Source organism: Paenibacillus terrisolis (assembly GCF_056171975.1).
On the sequence record NZ_JBKFGG010000003.1, the window covers coordinates 112,858 to 133,925 of the forward strand.

The window sequence follows — 21,068 nt, forward strand, 5'->3', positions numbered from 1 at the left end:
ATGACCCACCCGGGGTCATCCCTTTTTTGATATGTGCTTTTTCAGTCCCCAATAACTCAAAACCGCCACAGCCGAGCCCGCCATAAATCCGCCGACAATATCGCTTGCGTAATGGACCCCCAAATACAATCGGCTTGCGCCGATCAGCAAGATCAGTGCCAAAACCGCCCATCCAAGCGCCTGATTCCCTCTTCTGGAGGAGCGAAGCAGCATGGCGGCAATCAGGCCGTAAAAGGCCGCCGAGATCATCGCGTTACCGCTGGGAAAGCTGTAGCCGTCCGGTTCCACCAGGCTGTTCCATAACTCCGGGCGTTCCCGGTGATACAGCAGTTTCAGCGCCTTGTTCAAAAGCCAGGCCCCGACTAAAGCAATTGTCACCCACAGCGTTTCCCGCCCCCGGCGCAGCCGAAAGAGGATCCACCCGGCAACAATCACAAACGCCACGATAAACCCGTTGGTCGTGCCGAGCTCCGAGAATCCTTTAATAACCGGATTCAATCCCTCGCTTCGAAGTCCAAAGAAGAAATCGCCGATAGTCCGGTCCATCGATTGTATCGTTTCCGTGTGTATGCCTAATCCCAATACAAAAAAACATAATGCCAGCACCGCCGCCGCAACCCAGAATCTCAATCCGTCTCCTCCCGACCTTTAGCATATAAATGATAAGTTCAAAAGTATTTTACCTATATCTCAAATTTTAGGCAATCCTATAATTTTTGACTGATCTTCTTCAAATGGCAGATAGTTATTATACTTACTATACTTTAATATTGACTAAGCATAGAATATTCTCTACAATTTTTGTAACCGTGATTTTCACCTGGAAGGATGTGTCCGCATGAGTCAAAATAAAGAGCTCTCTACCCGTGAACGGATTCTTCATATGATGAAAACGCTCGGGCCGCTTAGCGCCAAAGACATCACGAATGAGTTGCAAATCACCGAGATGGCCGTTCGCCGGCATCTGGGAACGATGGAAAGAGACGGACTGATCGAATCCAAAATGAATCGTCAGACCATGGGCCGTCCTACGGCCGTATATGGACTTACCGATTTGGGAGAAACCGTGTTCCCCAAAAATTATCATACGCTTACGCTGGATCTGCTGGACGAACTTGCCGAGGAATCCGGCGAAGAGATGGTAAATCGATTGTTCGACCGCCGCAAAGAGCGGTTAAATCGCAGATATGAAGCGGAAATGGAAGGAAAAGAGCTGCCCGATAAAGTTCGGCGTCTGGCGGAGATCCAGAACGACAATGGCTATATGACCGAAATCGAGGAAAACGGCGAAGGCGATTACGTGCTTAAAGAGCATAATTGCCCGATTTCGCAAATTGCCAATCAATATAATCATGCCTGTGATTGCGAGCTCAATTTATTCAAATCCCTTTTGAATACGGATGTTGAGCGGACCGAATGCCTCGCGAAGGACGGCAAGTCCTGCGTTTATATCATCCGGAACCGCAAGTAAAACAACGAGACAGCCTCTGAATCCAGAGGCTGTCTCGTTGCTGTTGCCGATTATACTTGGTACGCCTCAAGCTCTTCTTCGATCTTTAGCTTGATTCGCTCTACACACTCTTCTATCGTATTCCCAATGACTCTATGTCCGTTTACCAGCGCATACGGTTTGATTTTGCATAATCCGCATATATTAAGACAGTCGGAGCGAAGCACCGCGATCTCGGGATACTCCTCTTCCAGCTGTTCCAGCTCCAAGGCGCTGATCAGATTGCTGTCGCATGCTTCGACAAGGACGATACCCATACCCACGTAAAAATCACCCCTAAGCTCAAAAAGTCCTGTTCTGCTCCCTCATTATGAGGAGCAGGCGAGTGTTTGTCAATGTATGTACTTCAATTTAACATACTTAACATACATTTATGTTGACTAAGTGGAAATGGAGTTCTATAATAAGGTTGTCGGAAACGAAATCGAGTTTTACATAATAATTATTTTAGAGAGGATGATTTACCATGGCACATCAATTGCCAGCTTTGCCTTATGCTCCGAATGCTCTTGAACCGCATATCGATGAATTGACGATGACGATTCACCATGATCGCCACCATAATACGTATGTAACCAATCTGAACGCTGCATTGGAATCCGCTCCCGAACTTCAATCCAAATCGGTTGAAGACCTGATCGCCGATCTGGACAGTGTACCCGAAGGCATCCGCACCGCAGTTCGCAACAACGGCGGCGGCCATGCCAACCACTCGCTGTTCTGGGAATTAATCGGACCGGGCGGCGGCGGCCAACCTTCCGGTAAGCTTGCCGACGCCATCAACAACGAACTGGGCGGCTTTGATAAATTCAAAGAAGATTTCTCGAAAGCCGCAACGACGCGTTTCGGCAGCGGTTGGGCCTTCCTGGCGGTAGACGCGAACGGCAAATTGTCCGTATTCAGCCTGCCAAACCAAGACTCCCCGTTGATGGAAGGTAAAACTCCTGTGCTTGGCCTTGACGTTTGGGAACATGCTTACTATCTGAAATATCAAAACAAACGCCCGGATTACATCGCCGCTTTCTTCAACGTGATCAACTGGTCCGAAGTTGAAAAACGTTACGAAGCCGCGCTGAACAAATAATCCAACCGTCCATCGCATCTTCATTTGCCCATTCACAAAAAAGACGACACGGCTCGAAAGCCGTGCCGTTTTTTTTACGCTTATGGCATCCATTTCACCGAATCGCGGACCACCAACGTCGGCCGGATTTCCGTATGAACGAACTCCCGGGCTCTTCCGTACTGCGATTGCAGCAAGGAGATCGCCGCATCGCACATCTTCTCCTTATCCACCCGCATCGTTGTCATGCCCAGCCCCGCCCGGCTCGCATACTGCAAATCGTCGAAGCCGGCAATCGAGACCTTGTCAGGAATGGGGACGTTTCTTTCATGCAGAAGCTCTGCCAGAAGGTAAGCAATCCGGTCATTTCCGCAAAAAAAAGCGGTGGGCAGTTTCACTAATCCATTCAGAAATACGTCGATTTCTTGGGACGTATGTTCATATCCTTCAGATAACGTCAAACACCAGTCGCCGGTTGGCTTTAAACCGTGATCCTGCATCGCTTTCCAGTATCCGAGCCACCGTTCGTCATGGCTGGTCGACAGGTTGGTCGGACCGATAAAACCGATTTCCCGGTGCCCCGCCTGGATCAAGTAAGCGACCGCTTCATAGGCTCCCGTGATGTTGGCCGACGTTACCGCCGCACAAGGCAGCTCCCGATCATAGGAGTCCATGACGACCAGCGGCGTATCCATCTCCCAAAGCATGCGGGCATAGTCATACTCCACGATTCCGAACATCATGATCCCGCGGTAAGGGATATCCGAAAAAACACCCGGAAGCTTGAGACTTCCCTCCATCTCTCTGTCAAGCGGTGTAATGACGGCGTTAAGCCCTTGCTTGCGCGCGCTTTTCTCCAATCCCCAAATCATATCGTGAAAAAACTGGAAATGATCGTTATCCTGATAGCTCATGATCCGCTCGGGAACAATAACGAGAATATTCGTGCCGGCTCCGACCTCTTTCACGGCATAAGGACCATAACTCAACTCCTTGGCCGTCTGCTGCACGAGGGAGCGCATTTCCTCGCTGACGCCTTTCTTGTTCATCAGGGCCAGCGACACCGCATTTTTGGAGATATTCAGCTTGTCGGCGATATCCTGCATTGACACTTTCTTTTTCCGGCCCATTCTTTTCAACCCTCCCGAAACATGTTAAACTTAGCCTAAATGTTACTTTACAAAATTATATTTTGTCAAGTATGTCAAGTTAATGATGTCGTTTAGACAACAGGAGGAATGAATTTTGAGTTACGCAGTTGGCATCGATATCGGCGGCACCAAAACGGCCATCGGTTTGGTCGACGAGCACGGACAGGTTCATGCTAAAACCTCTCTGACGACCGACCGCTCCGTTACCCCGGAAGTCATGGTGGAACGCATGGCCGAAGCCGTCAAGCAATTAACGAATGACGCCGGCTTAAGCGAATCCGATTTGCTGGGCATCGGAGTTGGTGCTCCCGGACCGCTGAACACGAAGGAAGGAAAAATCGCGGAGCCGCCAAATCTGCCAGAGTGGTGGAACTTCCCGGTCGTGGATGCGCTGAAGCGCCATTTCAGCCTGCCGATTTCTTTTGAAAACGACGCGACTGCCGCCGCCTTGGCCGAAAAGTGGCAAGGTGCCGCTAAAGAGGCCGAGCACTTCGTGTTTATTACGGTCAGCACGGGCATCGGCGCCGGTATTTATACGCATGGCAAGCTGATCACCGGAGCTTCCGGCAATGCCGGAGACGTTGGGCATATCGTAATCGATCCTGCCGCCGGAACCTGCGTATGCGGTCAACAAGGCTGCTGGGAATATATCGCCTCCGGGACCGCCATTGCCCGGCAAGCTTCCGCTCTGCTTGGCCGCGAGATTTCCTCGAAGGAAGCGTTCGATCTTGCCGCTGACGGGCATCAGGGAATCAAAGCACTGGTGGATAAGGTTTTCCGGTACATCGGTGTCGGCTGTGTTACGCTGATCAATACGTTTGACCCGGAACTTCTCGTCATCGGCGGCGGCGTGTCTCAAGTTGGCGCGCCTTTGTTCGATGCGGTTACCGATTACGTATCCAAATATGCGCTGAATCCCTCGGGACGCAAAACGCCAATCGTCCCTGCCGCGCTATTGCAGGATGCCGGACTGATCGGGGCCGCCGCACTGATTCATATCCCATACTGAAGATTTAAGGAGCCTGACAAATGATGAACGAACCTATTTTTTTGCAGCCGATTTTTCAGGAAAGAATCTGGGGCGGAACAAAGTTGAGAGACTTGTTCGGCTATGAGATCCCCAATGACCTTACCGGGGAATGCTGGGCGATTTCCGCGCATCCCAACGGACAAAGCGTCGTCAAAAACGGCCCATACCAAGGCATGAAGCTTGGCGAGCTGTGGTCTTCGCACAAGGAGCTGTTCAACTCGGATTCCCCCGTGTTTCCGTTGCTGACCAAACTTCTTGACGCTTCCGACGATCTGTCGGTTCAGGTGCACCCCGACGACACATACGCTTCCGAACATGAACATGGAGAGCTTGGCAAAACCGAATGCTGGTACATTGTGGCCGCCGAACCGGGATCTGCGATCATTTACGGACACGAAGCCCAAACCAAGAAGCAACTGGTGCAAATGATCGAAGCGGGCAACTGGGAAGGGCTTCTGACCAAAGTGCCGGTCAAAGCCGGCGACTTCTTCTATGTTCCAAGCGGTACGCTGCATGCGCTTGGCAAAGGCATCGTCGTGCTGGAAACCCAGCAAAGCTCCGATACGACCTATCGCGTTTACGATTATGACCGCAAGGATAAAAACGGAAACGGCCGCGAGCTTCATTTGGAAAAAGCGATCGACGTCATCACGGTACCGCAAGGGTATCAGCCTGAGTCATACAGCCGTTTTACCCAAGACGGGCTGGCCGTTACCACCTTTGTGACTAATTCCTTCTTTACCGTACAAAAATGGAATGTCGCTGGCGTAGCTACGCTTTCCGGCAATTCAAAGTATACACTGTTCAGCGTGCTTGCCGGGCAAGGAACACTGAACGCCGGAAATGAAAGCTATCCGCTGGCTAAAGGTGATCACTTCATCCTGCCTGTCGAGTTCGGTCCATACCAGCTCAGCGGTGAACTCGAACTGATCGTGGCGCACGAATAACTTAAAAGCCGGCAAGCTTGGGCGGATGCGTCGTCCGTAAAGCTTGCCGGCTTTTTAGCTACATTTACGTTGTTTCTTAGGATTGCAGGTACCTCTCGCGAATAATCGCAAAATGATGATAAGCGTGTCCCGCAATGATATACGCCAAGGCCCGAGCAGTAGCAGGACCGCCCGAAACTGTCCCGATCCGGTCCCAAGCCGAGTCGTCCAACCCGCGTATCAGGGACAAAGTTGATTCCCGCACAAGCATAAAATCATGAAGCAGTTCGGATAGCGTCTGTTTTTCAAAATTGGCATTTTGAACGAATAAATTCTCTTCGAAGCCCGGCAGCGGCGTCGTATCCCCTCTGGCCACTCTCAGCAAACGGTAGCTCATGACCCGCTCCGTGTCGCTGATGTGCCCAAGCACCTCTTTCAAGCTCCATTTTCCTTCGGCGTAACGAAAATCTCCCTGTTCCTCCGCCAGGCCGCCGAGTTCCCGGTTCGCCCGCTCCGGCTGAAGCTTAAGCAGCGCAAGGATATCCCGTTCCTCAACCTCGCCGATATAACCTGCAAAATGATCCGAGAACTCTCCTTTTTCTGGTTTGGTCAGCATAGAAATTCATTCCTCCCTTGCGTTCGATTATTCATCTTCCCAGACTTCATCCATTAGCGACCGGATCGCTTTGCGGCGAGCTTCCGTTTCCCGATGGTTCGTCATCCATTTCTCGCCGTTCCACTCCACAACATCCCCGATCTTAACTGTGGAGTCCACCAGCTTTCGCAAAACGGGTTTAACGTTCCCATCACTTTCAACGATGCAGTAATCCCCTTCAAAGCCTTCAATGACATGAATCATCGGCGGCACTTACCTTTCCGTTGAAATATGATATTCTTTGCCGTCGGAGGCAATTTCGATCGTTCCCTGCAGATCGTTGCGGTACACCTTAATTCCGAGCTTGGAAAGCCGATCCAAAACCGTTTGAGTAGGGTGACCATACGTGTTCTCTCCAACTTGAATAACGGCGTACTTCGGTTTGACCTGGTTCAAAAACCGCAGCGATGAGGAAGATTTGGATCCATGGTGCCCAACCAGCAAAACGCCGGAACGGAGGGTTGCGCCGGAATCGATCATTTCATTTTCACTTTCCGTTTCCGCATCGCCGGTCAGCAGAAATGAAGTGCCGCCATAAGTCACTCTTACCACTGCGCTCATATTGTTGGTTCCTTCCTCCGTCATACTTACGGGGGCGAGCATTTTCACCTGAACCTGTGGGTCAAAATTCAGAAGGAGTCCCGCTTTGGCGGTCTTTACTTTAAGGCCCTTCCGCCCAATCGACTGGAGCAGAGATTCGAAGGTTTTCGTATTGGACTGAATTTTCGGCATGTAAACCTCACCGACATCGGTATGATCGATCACGCGATCCAGACCACCGATATGATCCGCATCCGGATGTGTTCCGATGACGATATCAAGACGCTTGATGCCGTATTTATTCAAATAGCCGAGCATGGTCTGTTCCTTGCTGTTGTTCCCCGCATCGATCAGCATCGTCTTTCCGTTCGGGCTAATAATGAGCTGCGACGCTCCTTGCCCCACATCAAGAAAGACGACCCTCAGCTGCTTCCCGGACGCTTCCTGCACATGGGTCGACGCGGAACTTTCTTCCGCCTTCGGCTGCGTGTTCTTCCAATCGTCGGGAACATAATGGGAGTAGAAAACGAAACCCAGATAAAGCAGAAAAATCAATAATGCCGATAACCCGGTAATGCCTTGTTTTTTAGCCTTTTTACGCTTGCTCATAGATGCCTTTCCTTTTCAGCTGATTGTAGTTCGGACAAGAAACACAAGAACACCTGTTCCAATTATAGTGAAAGCCCGGCCTTGAAGCAATCCTTATTTTGGAATCAACCTAAAAAAGGGAGTCCGCCAAGGTTTGGCGGACTCCCTAAAAGTGCTTAATTAAGGTTTTACAGTAACATATACCGTAGCGGTTTTACCGCCAAAGCTGGCTTTAATCGTTGAGCTCCCTTTGGCTATCGCTTGAATTTTGCCGCTCGCAACTGTGGCAACAGCCGGTTTGGAACTGGTCCATACCGCGCTGCCGGTAACATCGGTAACTTTGCCTGTATCATATTGGGCTGTCAATACGACTGTTTTGGCGGAGCCCGGAGTCATTGGCACTCTGCTCATATCCACAGTGAGCTTCGTCAACTTCGGCACGACGCTGACTTTAATGCTCACGGCTACTCCTTGGTAGGACCCGGAGATCGTGGTCGTTCCTTCGGCAACCGCCTTAATGCTGCTGCCTGAAACCGTAGCGGCGTCCTCATTGGAGGATTGCCAGTTCATTTTGCTCGCTAAACTTACGGTTTTTCCATCCGTATAGAAGCCGGTCGCTTTGATCGACTTCGATTTTTTGAGGTTAAGCTCAAGCGTTGTCGGATCGACGACGATTTTGGTAATCTTCTGCTCAATCGTCACCGGAATGCTGATTGTCTTGCTCGCATAAGTACCTTTTAAAGTAGCCGAACCTTTGGTCAAGCCCTTGATTTTCTTACCGTCGGCGGTTGTCTTAATCACGGCGTTAGTACCGCTTAAAGTCCACACCACGCCGGTCGTGTCAGTGGATTCTTCTCCGTTCATATAAACAATGTTGATCGTAGGCAGTGGAGTTTCTTCACCTACCACGATGTTCATTTTTTCATTTTCGGCGATCAAAGTAAGCACTTTTTCTTTAACTGTTACCGTGATGGTCACTACACCGTCCGAAGAACTGCGAATCGCAGAAGCCGATCCGATACCGGTTACCTCAGGGAGCTTGCCGGTAATCGTCACTGTCGAGGACAGCGGGGTGCTGCCGTCGCTTTCCTTGGCTGTGATTTTGCCGTCTTTGACGGTTGCGATGTCTTCATGATCGGACGTCCACTCGATTTGGTCACTGAAATCGACATCTTGGTCGTCGATTTTCTTGGCCGTTACTTTCGGCAAGCTGACGGAGTCCCCTTTAAACAAATCAAGTTCCGTTTTCTCGGCCGTTAATTTCATAATCGTTGGATTAACCGTTACCTTGATACTTTTACTTATCCCCTGCGAACTCACTTTAACCGTTGTGGTTCCTACCGATCGAGCTGTAATCGTCCCAGTGCTGTCCACCGTCGCGATAATCTTATTGGAAGAAGTCCAGTCCGGAGAGATGGCTGGAACAGACTGGCCCGCCCCGCTTCTCATCGTCGCATCGACTTTCAGCGTTTCTCCGATAAACAAGGACTGATCCTTCGAAGGTGCAAGAATAATCGCTTCATAAGGCGTTCTCACGTAAATATCTACGCTGACGGTATTTCCTAAATAACTCGCCGTAATGGTTGCTTTCCCAAGGGCAAGGATCGTCACTTTACCCTCTTTGACCGTCGCCACGCTACTGTCGGAAGTTGACCATGCAGCTTTGGTTGAAACATCCGTCTCGGACTGGTCGTTCGCATTGATGGTTTTAGCAAGCAGCGTGATCTCTTTATCCACAACAATCTGCTCAAGATCCTCGCCGTCACCCAGTTTTGCCCCGTCCTTAAACAACTTTAATCCGGAGTAAGGAGAAGTCACCGTTGCCGTATAAGTGGCCTTTAATCCCGAGTATTCGGCCGTCACTGTTGCCGTCCCCGTGCCAACCAACGTGATTTTCCCTTTATCGATCGTCAATACGCTGGAATTGGAGGAGCTCCATTTCGCATCCGTCGTGACATCTTTAGAATTGCTGCTGTCGATTTTCGCCGTTGCTTTTACCGTAAGATTATCATCGCTGGTACTATCGAGAACGTATTTCCCATCCAGCTTGTAATCCAAACTTAAATCGGTGTATGTATCGACGATATTGATTGTGATTATGGAGGTAGAACCCGAAGTACTATCGATAGCCCTTACAATAGCTTCACCGCTTTTCGAAGCGGTAACCAGACCTTGATTTACCGTAAGCTGAGCTCCGTTCGAGGATGTCCAGGTCCAGTTAACAGCAGCGGTCACATCCTTTTTATTGGTTGAACCTTCAACGGTTGCCCATGCCTTTAGCTGCTTGGTTTTGCCCACTGCAAGATCAACTGTTGTATTCTCTCCGTCAATGGCGATAGAATTGATATCCCCTGCGGCCGCAAAGACACCTGTCGGGAACAGTGCCGCTAGGAGCAGAGCCACAACGAGAAACCATCCCGTTACTTTCCTGTTAGCAATCATGCATTTCTCTCCTTTGGTAGTCACTTTACCGGAAATCTTTTTCCAGCCCTATGCGTTTTATATCGACATTTGGGAGTAATTTCGTAACCTTTTCAGCGAAATTAATACCATTGACCTATTAAAAATCTATCCGCATAAAAAAGAATTTCTTTAAGCCCCCCTTTACACAACAAGTGTTGTTGAAAGTTGACAGGCGCTCGTCGAAGATATATTTTGAGTACGGAAAGCCCCTTTGCCTTATGAATTCGGTTGTTCGGCTTTCATTCATCATAGGGAGGTACGCAACATGACAATGACAAAAAAAGCCTTTTGGAAAACCGTGCTGACTCTTTCGGTTGCCGGTGCGACTGTCTTCGGAGCGTTTGGCGGCGCCAGTCCCTTGCTCTCTGCGCCCAAAGCTCAGGCAGCCGCTTCCAGCGTGACTGCGGAACAGCAAAAACAAGCATTGGCTGCTCTTAATTCTTTTTATAAGCCCGCACTTGAAGGACACTTTCCCGGAGCAAACGTGGTTGGCAAGTTTATTGTCGGCAAAACGGCTCGCGCAACCGTTTTGAAGGAGCTGGGGGAGCCGGAGAAGCCACGAACAACGGTTTCCGGTTTTGATCTTTACGGCGCCGATATGGGTACCCCGGGATATGCAATGGCTTATTCATCAAAAGGCGTACTTAATGAAATTCGTTATTTCGGTACCAACGTAGAACGTCAAACCAATATCGGCGGCATGACCATGAGTATGCTTAAGAAAAGCTGGCTGGCGCCAAATTCCATAAGCAAGATCAGCAGCACCAAACAGACCAAATGGACTTATAACCGCGGCAGCTATAAACTGGAGTTTATTTTCGACAGTCCAACGCAGCTGAATCACATCAACTTGGTGAAAAAATAGAATTTTCGGCGGCATGTTGAACGCGCAAAAACAAAAAAGATCGCAGGACTCCCAATTCAGGAGACGCTGCGATCTTTTTTATTATCATGATGCCGAGGACCGGGAATTGTGCCGGGTCAGGCAGCAAATGCACTTGTAAGCCAAAATCCAAATAAAGGAGAAGAAAACAAGTAAGCGAATATATAAATACTACCTATAAAGGAGTGATTAGCATTCCCTTACAAACCTCAACCTCGCGGTTATTCGAAAGATATCCTTTGCTTGCATTTGCTTGTTTTATTATTGGTATGTTGGTGTGCATCAATAAAGTTATTAAGGAAATTCGTTCTAATAAAAATCCCCGTATTCCTCGGATCACTCGTATCATTGGTTATTCCGTATTCATTATCTTTTCGATATACTATCTAATCGATAAGTTTGAAGTTTTGCTGGAGCAATAGTACGTATACATACATAGGTGTCATATAGGCGCATAATGGATAATCCGCGATAATGCGGACGTAATTTTGACCATAAAAAATACGCCCTCTCCGTTAGAATTTGAATAAACGGAGATGAGCGTATCATTTTCGCTTGGATTTCGGGTCCTGTGAGTTAGGATTTCGCTCCGCATAGATACACAGAACCTTCGCGATCTCAACGCTCATTAGACGTTGATGTGACCGCGAAAAACAGCGTGATGCCGAGGACCGGGCTCGAACCGGTACGATTGTCACCAACCGCAGGATTTTAAGTCCTGTGCGTCTGCCTATTCCGCCACCCCGGCATACTTTCACAAAAAACTAAGCGAATAAGATTATATCACGTTCTTTTAGGATTACGCAAGGCTTGCCGCAAAACAGTAGGAGTAAAAAATATTGCGCATGAATGCAACTTTTTCCACCTGCCACACCGTCTAGTAGATGCTCACAAAAAAACAAGAGGTGATATGATGTTGAAACGGAATCTGGCCGTGTTGTCCGCGGCGGCTATCTTGAGTTTATCGCTGGGAGCGCAAAGCTTCGCGGCTGCAACCGCTACTTTTACGGACCTTGCCCAATCTTCGGCTAAAGACAGTATTACGGCGCTTCAGGCGAAGGGTATCGTTCGCGGCGTGAATGACCGCGTATTTTTACCCAACGAAACATTAACCGAAAGCCAAGGCATCCAATTGATTATCAACGTTTTAGGACTAAGCCTAAACGCTGAAGCATCCACCGATAAGCCGGTAGCTAGCGACTATTTCAAAAATGCGAAAAACGACGCTTGGTACGCCGACGCCTTGGCCATAGCCCAAAGCAACGGTTTTGATCTTCCGGCCGATTTCGACCCGGCCAAACCGCTTACTAAGGAAGAATTTACGCATCAACTGATACTGGCTATGGAACATCACGGCAACCTGCCGATGATCAATATCGTTCCCGTGAAATTCCAAGACGAAGACCAGCTTAACGTGTTGTATCAAGGAACCGTGCAGCGCGCGCTTGTGCTTGGCATCGCCAAGCTGAATGAAGACAACTCCTTCCAGCCACAGGATAAAATCACCCGTGCGGAAGCCGCCGTATTAGCCTACAATGCGGTTCAGTATTTGGAGGCGCATCCCGCTCCTCCGTCCGCGGACGGAAGCAAATAAATCAGTTTGAAGAATATAAAGGGGCCGCCTCTCGCGGTCCCTTTTTCCGACTTCACTCCCCATTTCCGAAACAAATCGATGGAGCACACGTAATCTAATTAAGGAGTGATTGTGATGGGATTTTTTCTCTTTTTGTTTATTATCCTGGCGCTGCTTAATGCCGTATTTCCAAAAGCAGGCTGGTACATGCGGTACGGCTGGATGGTCAAAGGCGACGTCGAGCCCAGCGAGGCTTATCTTGTGATGAATCGAATCGCCAGCATTATCGTGTTGATTGTAGTGTTCTTTCTTATGTTTAGGCTTTTCTGAGCTTAAGGAGTGTGGTCTGCATGTTCTTTCGCATTGTTATCGTTCTGATAGGCGCTCTCTTCATTGCTCTGGGGATTTTCCTCATTAAAAAGCCCGACTTTAGATGGGAAGCCAATGAAGGCTGGAAAGTGCAAGGCGATTCGGAACCAAGCGAAACCTATATCGAGTTTGCCAAAGTCCGCGGAGTTTTCAGTATAATAGTAGGCTCCGTGTTTTTTGTTATAGGACTCTTTAGTTTGATTTTGTAAATCGCCCGCCGATTCAGTCCTCCCTGGCAACCTACAAGTTTGACAACATATCGACGGAAACGGAGTCAAGCTGAAATTGTATGATCTAAAAACCGATGATGGATATAAATTGCGAAATATTAAATTGACTCTCCATTAGGAGAGTCGATTTTTTTATTCAGCCAAGCTTCGCTATCGCACGTCATCTCTCTCACCCTATCAAAAAGCAAAAACCCCTTGCTAGGCAAGGGGTTCACGCACTATGGGCCCTGAGGGACTCGAACCCCCGACCAATCGGTTATGAGCCGACCGCTCTAACCAACTGAGCTAAGGGCCCGACTACAAAGAATTGCGGGGGCAGGATTTGAACCTGCGGCCTTCGGGTTATGAGCCCGACGAGCTACCGGGCTGCTCCACCCCGCGTCAATAAATAGCGACAGTTAATAATATACACGAATTCCACCGCGCTCGTCAAGCGGTAACTGCCTTGGTTCAGATGATAAAGCGAACGCCGTATTTCCCTTTGCGAGAGCGGAAAATTTCGATTTGGCGCATATCGTCGAACCCGTAGATCCACCCGTCATGCTCCAATCTTTTGGCTAAGCATCCGGCTTGAAATTTGGTTCTGTATAATTTATTGAAGTATACCCAGCGCATCTCTTGTTGCCCTTCCTTTCGCAAAATTGTTTGATTTCTACGGTACCTATAGAATACCCAAGAACGGGCAAAAAAAGCCGCCGGAAATCTCCGGCGGCCTTCCTTATATTTCCTTGTATCAGCCCTTGCCTCCGGCGGCTGCCTCAGCATTCGGAACAAACGGCGTTCCATCTTCTTGGAACTGGGTTTTCGGATTGTTTTTGATTTCCTGCAGCATGGTATTTCCCTTATCCGACCATTCCTTCAGCGCTTCGGCAGGCGTTTTCTTGTTGTCCACCACTTCCTGGAAGAAGTTTCTGCCGCTATTGGTGATGTTGTAAAGGCCCGGTTTATCCGCCATCATTTTATCCATTTTCGGATCGGTCGGCGGGATCGGCTTAAGCAGATAGAACGCTTGAATATTATAATCCAGACCTTGCTTCGGTTGAATATAGGATTTGCGGGACACCATTTCATAAGAATTGCTGCGCGACTTCAGCTTCGCCCATTCCTCGCTGTCGATAAACTTGATGAAATCCCATGCCGTATCCGGGTTGGGAGCGGCACTGTTGATAGCGAACGTATTGCTCAAATAGATGTTTCCGCCAATTTCCGGCTTTTCGGGATGGACAGGTACCGTCACGACATCCCAGTCCACTGGCTTGAAGTCTTTGATTTTTGCGGCATTGGTATTGGCGTCCTCGATTTCGTTGACATAACCGCTTTCGGCAATCGTCATTGCCGTTTTACCGGAAAGGAACAAATCGCTATTAATGGCATTCCAATTAATGGCGCCGCCATTATTCATGCTTGAGTTGTCCGGAAGAATTTTGTCTTTGGCCAGTTTACTGATCGTTTCCCATACTTTGGTCCATTGGGGCGTATTCACCGTCATAGTCTCAGCTTTATCGTCAAAAGTCTTTAACTGCAGCGTATTGACATAGTTAGCCTGCATATCATAATAAGGATCGCTTCCTTGATAACGGCCGAACGAAAAGCCGTAAACGCGGTCCTTGCCTTCGCCTTTTGTTACGCGGCGGGCGAGGTCAAAAATTTCGTCCCACGTCATTTTATCGGTTGGCGGTTCAACCCCGGCGTCAGTAAATATTTTTTTGTTGTAGTACAGGGCGGAAGAAGAGAAGGAAGGCGCCAAAGCGTACAAGCTGCCTTCGCCCAGATCTTTGATGCCGTCGATGACCGCCGGAACGAAGTCCGAAGTATCGAATTTATCTTCTTGAATCATCGGATCAAGCTGCTTCAGCATATTTTCCTGAATCAGCTGGTTCAGCACGCTCGTATCCGTGACTACGATATCTACCGGGTTGCTGCCGGTCATGATTTTCTTCATGCTTTCCAAGTAGTCCGGCTGTTGATAAGGCTGCGAGCCATCGCTATAACGGTATTGGGATTGATCGATTGCCGGAACCACTTCAATCTTAACGTTTTGATGTGTAAACTCATAAACATCCGTGAATTGCTGACGGAAATACGAGTCGTCTGTAGAACCCCAAAGAACGCCGATCCGCAGCACCTTCTCCTGTTCTTTGTCCGCCGCTTTGCCGCCGCTGCATCCTGCCAGCAGCCCCAGCGTCAACGTTGCCGCCAAGGAAACGGACATGATCTTGCGCCATTTTCCATGCCTCATGTTCATTTACTTTTCCCCCTCCAATGATTTTGGTGCGGTAATCACAATTTTCTCTCCGTCAAATTCCATACTTGCCCGGCCGCCGATACCTACAGCGTCTAAATACTCCTTCGGTACCTGCAGCCGTCCGACCCGGTCAACCACAACGAATTCTTCGTGAACCTCTTGAAGTCCGCCGGCCCCAAAGCCGGATTCCGCCGATGCCAAATCGAGATTCGGATTCCGCTTTACGAACTCCGTGCTCGTTAGTCCATCCCGGATGGCAACAACGCGGTCCACTTTGCCGGCGAGCGCCAAATCATGCGTAACGATAACGATCGTAACGCCAAGCTCGCGGTTTACCTCACGGAAGATCCGCATGATTTGATCGGAAGTCGCCGTATCCACCGAACCGGTGGGTTCGTCGGCCAACAGCAGCTTCGGCCGGTTTGATAGGGAAATCGCGATGGCCACGCGCTGCTGCTCCCCGCCGGACAGCTGATGCAGTTTGCTGTGCATCCGGTCCTTCAGACCAACCCATTCCAAAAGCTGCTTAGCGTATGCACGATCCAGCTTCCCCGTCAAAAGCATCGGCATCTCCACATTCTCGAGCGCCGACAAATAAGGAAGCAGGTTGCGGGCGTTATTTTGCCAGACGAATCCAACGGTTTTCCGTTTATACTCGACCAGTTGGTCATCCCGGATCTTGAGGAGATCCCAGCCGCCGACCGAAACCTGGCCGGCCGACGGGCGGTCCAAGCCGCCCAGGATGTTGAGCAGTGTCGATTTACCGCTGCCGCTGTTTCCGATAATCGCCATCATTTCGCCCTGCTCCACCGACAGATTAAGGCCTTGAAGCGCGACGACTTCGATGTCCTCGGATTTGAAGATTTTAACCAACCCTTCGCATTGAATCATCTTATCTTAACGCTCCTCTCCCATCTTCACGGCCTGATGAACCCGCAAGCGCCGGATTTGCCAGAGCAGCAGCCCCGCTCCGAGCAGCAGCATCACCAGCACGACGATATACAGCTGAAGCGTATCCTGCGAGTCGAAAACGATCCGGAACGGCGGCACCTGTGTCGTCACATTATCCGCGGTTTGCAGGAACGGAAGATACAGCTTGCCGGTAATTTTACCGATCACAATTCCAAGTACGATCGATAGCCCTGCGGTCAGCAGCTGCTCCGTCAACAGCATAAACGTCAGTTGCCTGCGCGATAGGCCCATAGCCCGCAAGATCCCGAACTGCACAACCCGACCGGATAGATTGAAAAACCAGTACAACACGTAGCCGATCAGCGACACGATGACCGAGACCAGGAAGCCAAGGCTCAGGATTCCAAACACGCCGCCGCGCGTCGGATGTTTGCTTTGGATCGCGAGCTCACTGCGAACGTCTTGAACCGAATACAGCTCGATCCCCTTATCGGCGAGTTTGGTGATCAGCGGCGCCACCTTGGCCCCGGGCTTCATCTTAAGCCAAACATCGTAAGGAATAAGCGGAACCTGATCATAAATGTAGTCCAGATTGGCGATCACAAACGGCGTTTGATCCGGATATTGGCTGGGCCAATAAGGGATAATGCCGTACACCGCAAACTCTACGGTCTGATCGCCGAGCGCGACCGAAAATACATCGCCGAGCTTCAGTTTGTATTTTTCCGCCAAATTGGTCGGCACCAAAGCTGCGCTTTCGTTCATGCCGAGAAAATTCAAGTAGTTAAATGGATGCACCGGGAACAAGTCGTTTCGGAACCAGGCAACCTGGGCAAAATCGACATTGTCGATCCCCATGATATTTCCTTGCCCGGCAGAACGTCCCGAGACGATGATATTTCCCTTTGTCTGCAGCACGCGAGCGGCGTGCTCCACGCCGTCCAGTTGCTGGAATATTTCGAACGGCGGCTCCGAATAAATTACCTTGGTCGGAGTTTGGGGTTGACCTCCCCCGCCCGGTGCTCCGGGAGCGCCCCCTCCTGGAGCACCGGGTCCTCCTCCCTGGCCGGGTTGCCCCGGCGCACCGCCTTGGCCTTGGCCTTGGCCGGAACCTCCTTGACCCGGAGGAGACGTCTCCGCAGTACCTTCCCATACTGTCTTCATAATGACGTCGGTACCGTATTTATACAGCGTCCGTTCCGTGGAATTCAGGTCTATCGTCCGAGCCGCGGATGCGTTATAAACGCCAAGCCCCAGCGTCAGCACAAGCAAAATCATCAGCGGATAATAAGACGAAGAGGAACGGGACAATTGGGTTAAACTCAAATAATAGGGAACCGGAAGCCATTTTTTCCCGAGCCACCCGATCAGCTTAAGCAGCCAAGGGAAAATCCGGAGGAAAAACAATCCGATCGAAAAAATGGCGAGCGCCGGAACGAAAAACAGGAACGGCTGCACCTGCAGTTCATCCGTCGTCATCCCCGTTTGAAACGTCAGCATTTGGCGTTCGTTGAACAAATAATATCCGTAGCCTGCGATCCCGATCAGCACCACGTCGAGGAACCAGCGCTGCCAAACGGGACGATGCGAACGCGCCTGCTTCTGCTTGGCATGCACGATTGAGGAACGGGCGTACGATACCGCAGGCAGCAATGTCGCCAAAACCGCCAGCACCACGGCACCGATGCCAAGCGCAAGGGCGTCGAGATTAAATCCGACAGGAATTGATTTGCGGTTCACAAAGGTCAAAAACCCGTCAGCCGAACCGATGCTTTTGGACATAAACCAACCCAACAGCGGGCCGATAATCAGCGAAACAATTCCAAGAATCAGCCCCTCCAGCAGATAGATGGCGATGATCTGCCTTGTCGATGCGCCGCGGCTGCGCAAAACGGCGATGTCGCTTTGCTGCTTATCCAGCGACTGGCGTGCGTTCATGACGATAAAATAAAAGACCATGGCTATCATCGGCGCTGCCAGCGTGAACAGCAGAGTCTGCATCTGCAGGCTTTGCTTGCGGAAATCATCCAGCAGGCTGCCGAACGAAACATCCACTTTCGTGTCCTTCAGCTTTTGGTACAAATCGACGTTGAGCCGATCCAAAGTGCCGGATAACGGAGAGAGCTCGCTCGTTTTGATTTCGCGCAAATCAAAGGCATAATACCAGCTGGAATTGTGCAGCGGGATGTTTAAGCCCTTTAGCAATTGATCATTGAAAACCTTCTCCGATACGAACAGCGAATTCATCATTCCTTCGAAGCCTTGGTACCAATAAGGATCCGTATCGTCTGCAGCCTCAAATGTCCCGACGATCTTGACCTTCAGCGTCACGTCGATCCCGCTTTTGACCGGGTAATCGATCACGTCGCCGACGTGCAAATCCTGCCGGTACATCGCTTCTTCGAGCATCAGAGCCTCAATTGTATCCCCACCGGCTTGCTCCGAATACATCTGGCCGCCGGTTACCGAGACATGATCCTTTAGCCCGCTCATGGAGACTAGGGACATCGTTCTGGTCCGGCTGGCGTCCACTTTGGTCGGATCTTCGGGATAAACTTCCGTCGACCGGAACGAGCGTGTATTCAAATAGGCATCGTAAGGAAATCCGATTTCCTTGGGTACATCATTAGCAATATATTGATTCACCGCTTCCAAACTGCCGAGATCGGTTTTCGTCCCTCCCGGGGCCTGGTAGCTCATAATTAACGAACCGGCCGGAAGACCTTCGCTCTCCGCCTCCAAGGAACTGGAGACGACCCGCTTTAAGGATCCGTCCGAATACATCGGAATGCTGACTGTAAATGAGACGGCTACGATAAGTCCAAGCAAAGTGCTCAGCGTCAGCCATTTGGTGTTCCACATTTTGCGAAACAATAAACGCAGTAGAGGTACTCCCATTAACGACCCACTACTTTCTGCCCCGGCGTCAGTCCCTTAACGATTTCCACGTCGGTCGAGGTTTGCATGCCAACCTCCACATCCGCTTCCCGTTTCGTTCCGTCCGGCTCGACCACCTGAACATAAGTCCGTGAACCGATTGAGCGCAGTGCCGAAATCGGGATCAAGGTGGCGTTTTCCTTGCGCTGCGTTACGATGGAAACGCTGAGCGGTCTGCCCCGCTCCATGCCTTGCGGCCATTTGTCGAGTTCGACGATCACATACTTATCCAGCGTATCGGCCGCCGGCGGATTTCCGCTGCCGCCGCTGCCGCCATTTCCCCCATTGCCGTTATCGGAATCACCGGTATTTACCGGCATCACCTTGACCTTGCCGTCGAACGCCCCAGCCGCATTGATGTCTACCTTGGCCTTCATCCCAACGGCGACTTTCTCCAAATCCTCTTTGGCAAATGAAGCGGCTACCACCAGTTGGGAAGTGTCCGAGATGAGAGCTACCGTTTTATAAGGCTCAATAAGACCGCCTTTTTGCGCGGAGATCGAAACGATCGTACCTGCAAAAGGCGCTTTCAGCGTGCCGTCCGCAATTGTTTTCTCCAAATCCTGCAGATCCTGGCGCTGCTCTTCAAAAACGATCTGAGCCTCCTCGAATTCGATCGGGTCCTTTTCGTCTTTCGTACGAAGCGTCTCTTTCATTTGGATTTCCTGCTTTTGAAACTCCAGCTTTTTCTTGCGCAGATCCTTTTGCAGAGCCTCCACATCCAGATCCATGATGACATCGCCTTTTTTCACTTTATCTCCGGCTTTAACGCGAACGCTGTTGACGTGAAGTCCTTCCTGCGTAAAATACAGCGGTTCCTCCCGCTCGCTCATCAGCTTGCCGACCGCGCTGACGCTAAGCTCTATCGTTTCCGAACGAACGTCATACTCCGGTTTTTTCGAAATTGTCGGAGGCTTGATGACCGGCAGATTCTCTTCTTCGTCTTCATTGGGCAGCAGAGCGCATCCGGTTTCCGCAATCAGAGCGAGGCATATGCCTATAAGCCCTAACGACCGAATCAGCCTCCTTCTGCTACCGCGTGAATTTTCCATCAACCATTTCGTAAACATGGTCTGCTACCTCCAGGATTGTAGGATCGTGTGTCGTCATGCATATGGTCACTTGTTCGCTATGTATGATACTTCGGAATACAGCCATCACCTGAGCGCCCATTTGCGAATCGAGATTTGCGGTCGGTTCATCGGCCAAAAGCAGCTTCGGACGGTGAGCAATCGCTTTCGCAATGGCTACCCGCTGCTGTTCGCCCCCCGACATCTCGAACGGACGGTGATACATTCGTTTGCCAAGTCCAACGAGCTCCAGGCAGTGGGTGACGCGCCGTTTCCACTCTTGAGGGGGAACCCCGGCCATCCGAAGCGAAAGCTCCACGTTCTCCCAAGCGGAAAGCAGCGGCAGCAAAGCGTAAGCTTGAAAAATAAAACCGATCTGATCCCGCCGCAGCCGCGTCCGTTTCTCGTCATTTAACGTATGCAGCGGCTGTCCCCTGAAAAATATCTCTCCCGCCGTCGGCTGATCCAAACCGCCAAGCATATTCAGGAGCGTTGTTTTGCCTGAGCCCGACCGGCCTTTCAGCATGGCGAGCTGCCCAGGAAGAACTTCCATGTTGATTCCTTTCAGTACCTCGACTTCCCCGCCGCCTACCGGGAAAGACCGTCGAACATCCCTAACCGAAAGAATTGGACCGGTGTACTCGTCTTTCTCTTGAAGTGCTGCAGGCGATCCACCTGCCTGAGCCTCCTCGGTTGCGGCAATCTCCACAGTCTCCGGGGCCGTTTCGAGAGAAGATTGTTCGTCAGGCTCGCTTATCGATTTGTCTGGTTTTCGAAGCCACCGCATCATGTATCGGTCTCCCCATCTTTTTTTCATCCGTGACGCCCCAATCTACTTGTCTATCAAAGGCATTACGCTTGAATTATAAACGAAATCTCTTGCCAAAAAGTTACAACAATTTTTACGATATTGATATTTTATT

The 21,068-nt window shown here is 50.3% G+C and carries 20 protein-coding genes and 3 tRNA genes; 8 read left to right on the forward strand and 15 right to left on the reverse strand.

Going from position 1 to position 21,068, the window contains the following annotated elements:
- Positions 1 to 15 precede the first annotated feature (15 nt).
- Complete coding sequence (locus ACI48K_RS03885; protein WP_475026327.1) at positions 16 to 630, reverse strand: phosphatase PAP2 family protein; 615 nt, start codon at positions 628 to 630, stop codon at positions 16 to 18.
- 208 nt (positions 631 to 838) lie between these two features.
- Between ACI48K_RS03885 and ACI48K_RS03890 the strand changes: the two genes are divergently transcribed.
- The gene (locus tag ACI48K_RS03890; protein ID WP_475026329.1) at positions 839 to 1,471 is read left to right on the forward strand and encodes a helix-turn-helix transcriptional regulator; all 633 of its coding nucleotides are present in this window, start codon (positions 839 to 841) and stop codon (positions 1,469 to 1,471) included.
- Positions 1,472 to 1,521: 50 nt separating this feature from the next.
- Here ACI48K_RS03890 and ACI48K_RS03895 read toward each other — a convergent pair whose 3' ends face one another.
- Positions 1,522 to 1,767 carry a YuzB family protein gene (locus tag ACI48K_RS03895; protein ID WP_475026374.1) on the reverse strand — a complete coding sequence of 82 codons (246 nt, stop codon included), beginning with the start codon at positions 1,765 to 1,767 and terminating at the stop codon, positions 1,522 to 1,524.
- A gap of 209 nt (positions 1,768 to 1,976) precedes the next feature.
- On the opposite strand from ACI48K_RS03895, the gene ACI48K_RS03900 reads away from it, so the two are divergent.
- Positions 1,977 to 2,594 carry a superoxide dismutase gene (locus ACI48K_RS03900; protein WP_475026330.1) on the forward strand — a complete coding sequence of 206 codons (618 nt, stop codon included), beginning with the start codon at positions 1,977 to 1,979 and terminating at the stop codon, positions 2,592 to 2,594.
- 80 nt (positions 2,595 to 2,674) lie between these two features.
- Here ACI48K_RS03900 and ACI48K_RS03905 read toward each other — a convergent pair whose 3' ends face one another.
- A complete protein-coding gene (locus ACI48K_RS03905; protein WP_475026331.1) occupies positions 2,675 to 3,703 on the reverse strand; it encodes a LacI family DNA-binding transcriptional regulator in 1,029 nt (342 codons plus the stop codon).
- 115 nt (positions 3,704 to 3,818) lie between these two features.
- On the opposite strand from ACI48K_RS03905, the gene ACI48K_RS03910 reads away from it, so the two are divergent.
- Positions 3,819 to 4,733, forward strand: coding sequence for an ROK family protein (locus ACI48K_RS03910; protein ID WP_475026332.1), 915 nt, complete (start codon positions 3,819 to 3,821; stop codon positions 4,731 to 4,733).
- Positions 4,734 to 4,756: 23 nt separating this feature from the next.
- Positions 4,757 to 5,701: a mannose-6-phosphate isomerase, class I gene (gene manA, locus ACI48K_RS03915; RefSeq protein WP_475026375.1), complete on the forward strand. Its 945-nt coding sequence runs from the start codon at positions 4,757 to 4,759 to the stop codon at positions 5,699 to 5,701.
- A 76-nt stretch (positions 5,702 to 5,777) separates the two neighbouring features.
- Here the strand turns inward: manA and ACI48K_RS03920 are convergent, their stop codons facing one another.
- The 4 genes from ACI48K_RS03920 to ACI48K_RS03935 all read right to left on the reverse strand — a co-directional run bounded on the left by ACI48K_RS03920 (position 5,778) and on the right by ACI48K_RS03935 (position 9,905).
- Entirely contained in the window at positions 5,778 to 6,296 is a 519-nt protein-coding gene (locus ACI48K_RS03920) for a DinB family protein (RefSeq protein ID WP_475026333.1), read from the reverse strand.
- Positions 6,297 to 6,323: 27 nt separating this feature from the next.
- Positions 6,324 to 6,539 (reverse strand): DUF3006 domain-containing protein, encoded by a 216-nt coding sequence (locus ACI48K_RS03925; RefSeq protein WP_475026335.1) that lies wholly within the window; start codon positions 6,537 to 6,539, stop codon positions 6,324 to 6,326.
- Between the two features lie 9 nt (positions 6,540 to 6,548).
- A complete protein-coding gene (locus ACI48K_RS03930) occupies positions 6,549 to 7,484 on the reverse strand; it encodes a ComEC/Rec2 family competence protein (RefSeq protein ID WP_475026336.1) in 936 nt (311 codons plus the stop codon).
- A gap of 159 nt (positions 7,485 to 7,643) precedes the next feature.
- Positions 7,644 to 9,905: an Ig-like domain-containing protein gene (locus ACI48K_RS03935; protein ID WP_475026337.1), complete on the reverse strand. Its 2,262-nt coding sequence runs from the start codon at positions 9,903 to 9,905 to the stop codon at positions 7,644 to 7,646.
- A gap of 286 nt (positions 9,906 to 10,191) precedes the next feature.
- On the opposite strand from ACI48K_RS03935, the gene ACI48K_RS03940 reads away from it, so the two are divergent.
- Positions 10,192 to 10,791, forward strand: coding sequence for a YjgB family protein (locus ACI48K_RS03940; protein WP_475026338.1), 600 nt, complete (start codon positions 10,192 to 10,194; stop codon positions 10,789 to 10,791).
- A gap of 680 nt (positions 10,792 to 11,471) precedes the next feature.
- Here ACI48K_RS03940 and ACI48K_RS03945 read toward each other — a convergent pair.
- Positions 11,472 to 11,557, reverse strand: a tRNA-Leu gene (locus tag ACI48K_RS03945).
- Between the two features lie 162 nt (positions 11,558 to 11,719).
- Between ACI48K_RS03945 and ACI48K_RS03950 the strand changes: the two genes are divergently transcribed.
- The 3 genes from ACI48K_RS03950 to ACI48K_RS03960 all read left to right on the forward strand — a co-directional run bounded on the left by ACI48K_RS03950 (position 11,720) and on the right by ACI48K_RS03960 (position 12,960).
- Complete coding sequence (locus ACI48K_RS03950; protein WP_475026339.1) at positions 11,720 to 12,403, forward strand: S-layer homology domain-containing protein; 684 nt, start codon at positions 11,720 to 11,722, stop codon at positions 12,401 to 12,403.
- 114 nt (positions 12,404 to 12,517) lie between these two features.
- Positions 12,518 to 12,712, forward strand: coding sequence for a DUF6199 family natural product biosynthesis protein (locus tag ACI48K_RS03955; RefSeq protein WP_475026340.1), 195 nt, complete (start codon positions 12,518 to 12,520; stop codon positions 12,710 to 12,712).
- Between the two features lie 20 nt (positions 12,713 to 12,732).
- Complete coding sequence (locus ACI48K_RS03960; protein WP_475026341.1) at positions 12,733 to 12,960, forward strand: DUF6199 family natural product biosynthesis protein; 228 nt, start codon at positions 12,733 to 12,735, stop codon at positions 12,958 to 12,960.
- Positions 12,961 to 13,202: 242 nt separating this feature from the next.
- Here the strand turns inward: ACI48K_RS03960 and ACI48K_RS03965 are convergent.
- From ACI48K_RS03965 to ACI48K_RS03995, 7 genes are all read right to left on the reverse strand, one after another.
- Positions 13,203 to 13,276 (reverse strand) — tRNA-Ile (locus ACI48K_RS03965).
- Between the two features lie 12 nt (positions 13,277 to 13,288).
- Positions 13,289 to 13,362: transfer RNA gene (locus ACI48K_RS03970), tRNA-Met, on the reverse strand.
- Positions 13,363 to 13,714: 352 nt separating this feature from the next.
- The gene (locus ACI48K_RS03975; protein ID WP_475026376.1) at positions 13,715 to 15,220 is read right to left on the reverse strand and encodes an ABC transporter substrate-binding protein; all 1,506 of its coding nucleotides are present in this window, start codon (positions 15,218 to 15,220) and stop codon (positions 13,715 to 13,717) included.
- Positions 15,221 to 15,226: 6 nt separating this feature from the next.
- Positions 15,227 to 16,117, reverse strand: coding sequence for an ABC transporter ATP-binding protein (locus ACI48K_RS03980; protein ID WP_475026342.1), 891 nt, complete (start codon positions 16,115 to 16,117; stop codon positions 15,227 to 15,229).
- Positions 16,118 to 16,123: 6 nt separating this feature from the next.
- Positions 16,124 to 19,036, reverse strand: a complete 2,913-nt coding sequence (locus tag ACI48K_RS03985; protein WP_475026343.1) for an ABC transporter permease — start codon at positions 19,034 to 19,036, stop codon at positions 16,124 to 16,126.
- Complete coding sequence (locus ACI48K_RS03990) at positions 19,036 to 20,145, reverse strand: efflux RND transporter periplasmic adaptor subunit (RefSeq protein ID WP_475026344.1); 1,110 nt, start codon at positions 20,143 to 20,145, stop codon at positions 19,036 to 19,038. The genes ACI48K_RS03985 and ACI48K_RS03990 overlap by 1 nt, the downstream gene beginning before the upstream one ends.
- Positions 20,108 to 20,935 carry an ABC transporter ATP-binding protein gene (locus ACI48K_RS03995; RefSeq protein WP_475026345.1) on the reverse strand — a complete coding sequence of 276 codons (828 nt, stop codon included), beginning with the start codon at positions 20,933 to 20,935 and terminating at the stop codon, positions 20,108 to 20,110. The genes ACI48K_RS03990 and ACI48K_RS03995 overlap by 38 nt, the downstream gene beginning before the upstream one ends.
- Positions 20,936 to 21,068: the final 133 nt, after the last annotated feature.

What these genes read in the sequence shown, in the direction of transcription:
- ACI48K_RS03900 (WP_475026330.1), top strand. Translation starts at nt 1,977, where the DNA reads ATGGCACATCAATTGCCAGCTTTGCCTTATGCTCCGAATGCTCTTGAA.
- ACI48K_RS03975 (WP_475026376.1), bottom strand. Translation starts at nt 15,220, where the DNA reads ATGAGGCATGGAAAATGGCGCAAGATCATGTCCGTTTCCTTGGCGGCA.
- ACI48K_RS03905 (WP_475026331.1), bottom strand. Translation starts at nt 3,703, where the DNA reads ATGGGCCGGAAAAAGAAAGTGTCAATGCAGGATATCGCCGACAAGCTG.
- ACI48K_RS03895 (WP_475026374.1), bottom strand. Translation starts at nt 1,767, where the DNA reads ATGGGTATCGTCCTTGTCGAAGCATGCGACAGCAATCTGATCAGCGCC.
- ACI48K_RS03950 (WP_475026339.1), top strand. Translation starts at nt 11,720, where the DNA reads ATGATGTTGAAACGGAATCTGGCCGTGTTGTCCGCGGCGGCTATCTTG.
- ACI48K_RS03930 (WP_475026336.1), bottom strand. Translation starts at nt 7,484, where the DNA reads ATGAGCAAGCGTAAAAAGGCTAAAAAACAAGGCATTACCGGGTTATCG.
- ACI48K_RS03890 (WP_475026329.1), top strand. Translation starts at nt 839, where the DNA reads ATGAGTCAAAATAAAGAGCTCTCTACCCGTGAACGGATTCTTCATATG.
- ACI48K_RS03925 (WP_475026335.1), bottom strand. Translation starts at nt 6,539, where the DNA reads ATGATTCATGTCATTGAAGGCTTTGAAGGGGATTACTGCATCGTTGAA.
- ACI48K_RS03940 (WP_475026338.1), top strand. Translation starts at nt 10,192, where the DNA reads ATGACAATGACAAAAAAAGCCTTTTGGAAAACCGTGCTGACTCTTTCG.
- ACI48K_RS03935 (WP_475026337.1), bottom strand. Translation starts at nt 9,905, where the DNA reads ATGATTGCTAACAGGAAAGTAACGGGATGGTTTCTCGTTGTGGCTCTG.
- ACI48K_RS03995 (WP_475026345.1), bottom strand. Translation starts at nt 20,935, where the DNA reads ATGATGCGGTGGCTTCGAAAACCAGACAAATCGATAAGCGAGCCTGAC.
- ACI48K_RS03980 (WP_475026342.1), bottom strand. Translation starts at nt 16,117, where the DNA reads ATGATTCAATGCGAAGGGTTGGTTAAAATCTTCAAATCCGAGGACATC.
- ACI48K_RS03985 (WP_475026343.1), bottom strand. Translation starts at nt 19,036, where the DNA reads ATGGGAGTACCTCTACTGCGTTTATTGTTTCGCAAAATGTGGAACACC.
- ACI48K_RS03920 (WP_475026333.1), bottom strand. Translation starts at nt 6,296, where the DNA reads ATGCTGACCAAACCAGAAAAAGGAGAGTTCTCGGATCATTTTGCAGGT.
- ACI48K_RS03955 (WP_475026340.1), top strand. Translation starts at nt 12,518, where the DNA reads ATGGGATTTTTTCTCTTTTTGTTTATTATCCTGGCGCTGCTTAATGCC.
- ACI48K_RS03990 (WP_475026344.1), bottom strand. Translation starts at nt 20,145, where the DNA reads ATGTTTACGAAATGGTTGATGGAAAATTCACGCGGTAGCAGAAGGAGG.
- ACI48K_RS03960 (WP_475026341.1), top strand. Translation starts at nt 12,733, where the DNA reads ATGTTCTTTCGCATTGTTATCGTTCTGATAGGCGCTCTCTTCATTGCT.
- manA (WP_475026375.1), top strand. Translation starts at nt 4,757, where the DNA reads ATGAACGAACCTATTTTTTTGCAGCCGATTTTTCAGGAAAGAATCTGG.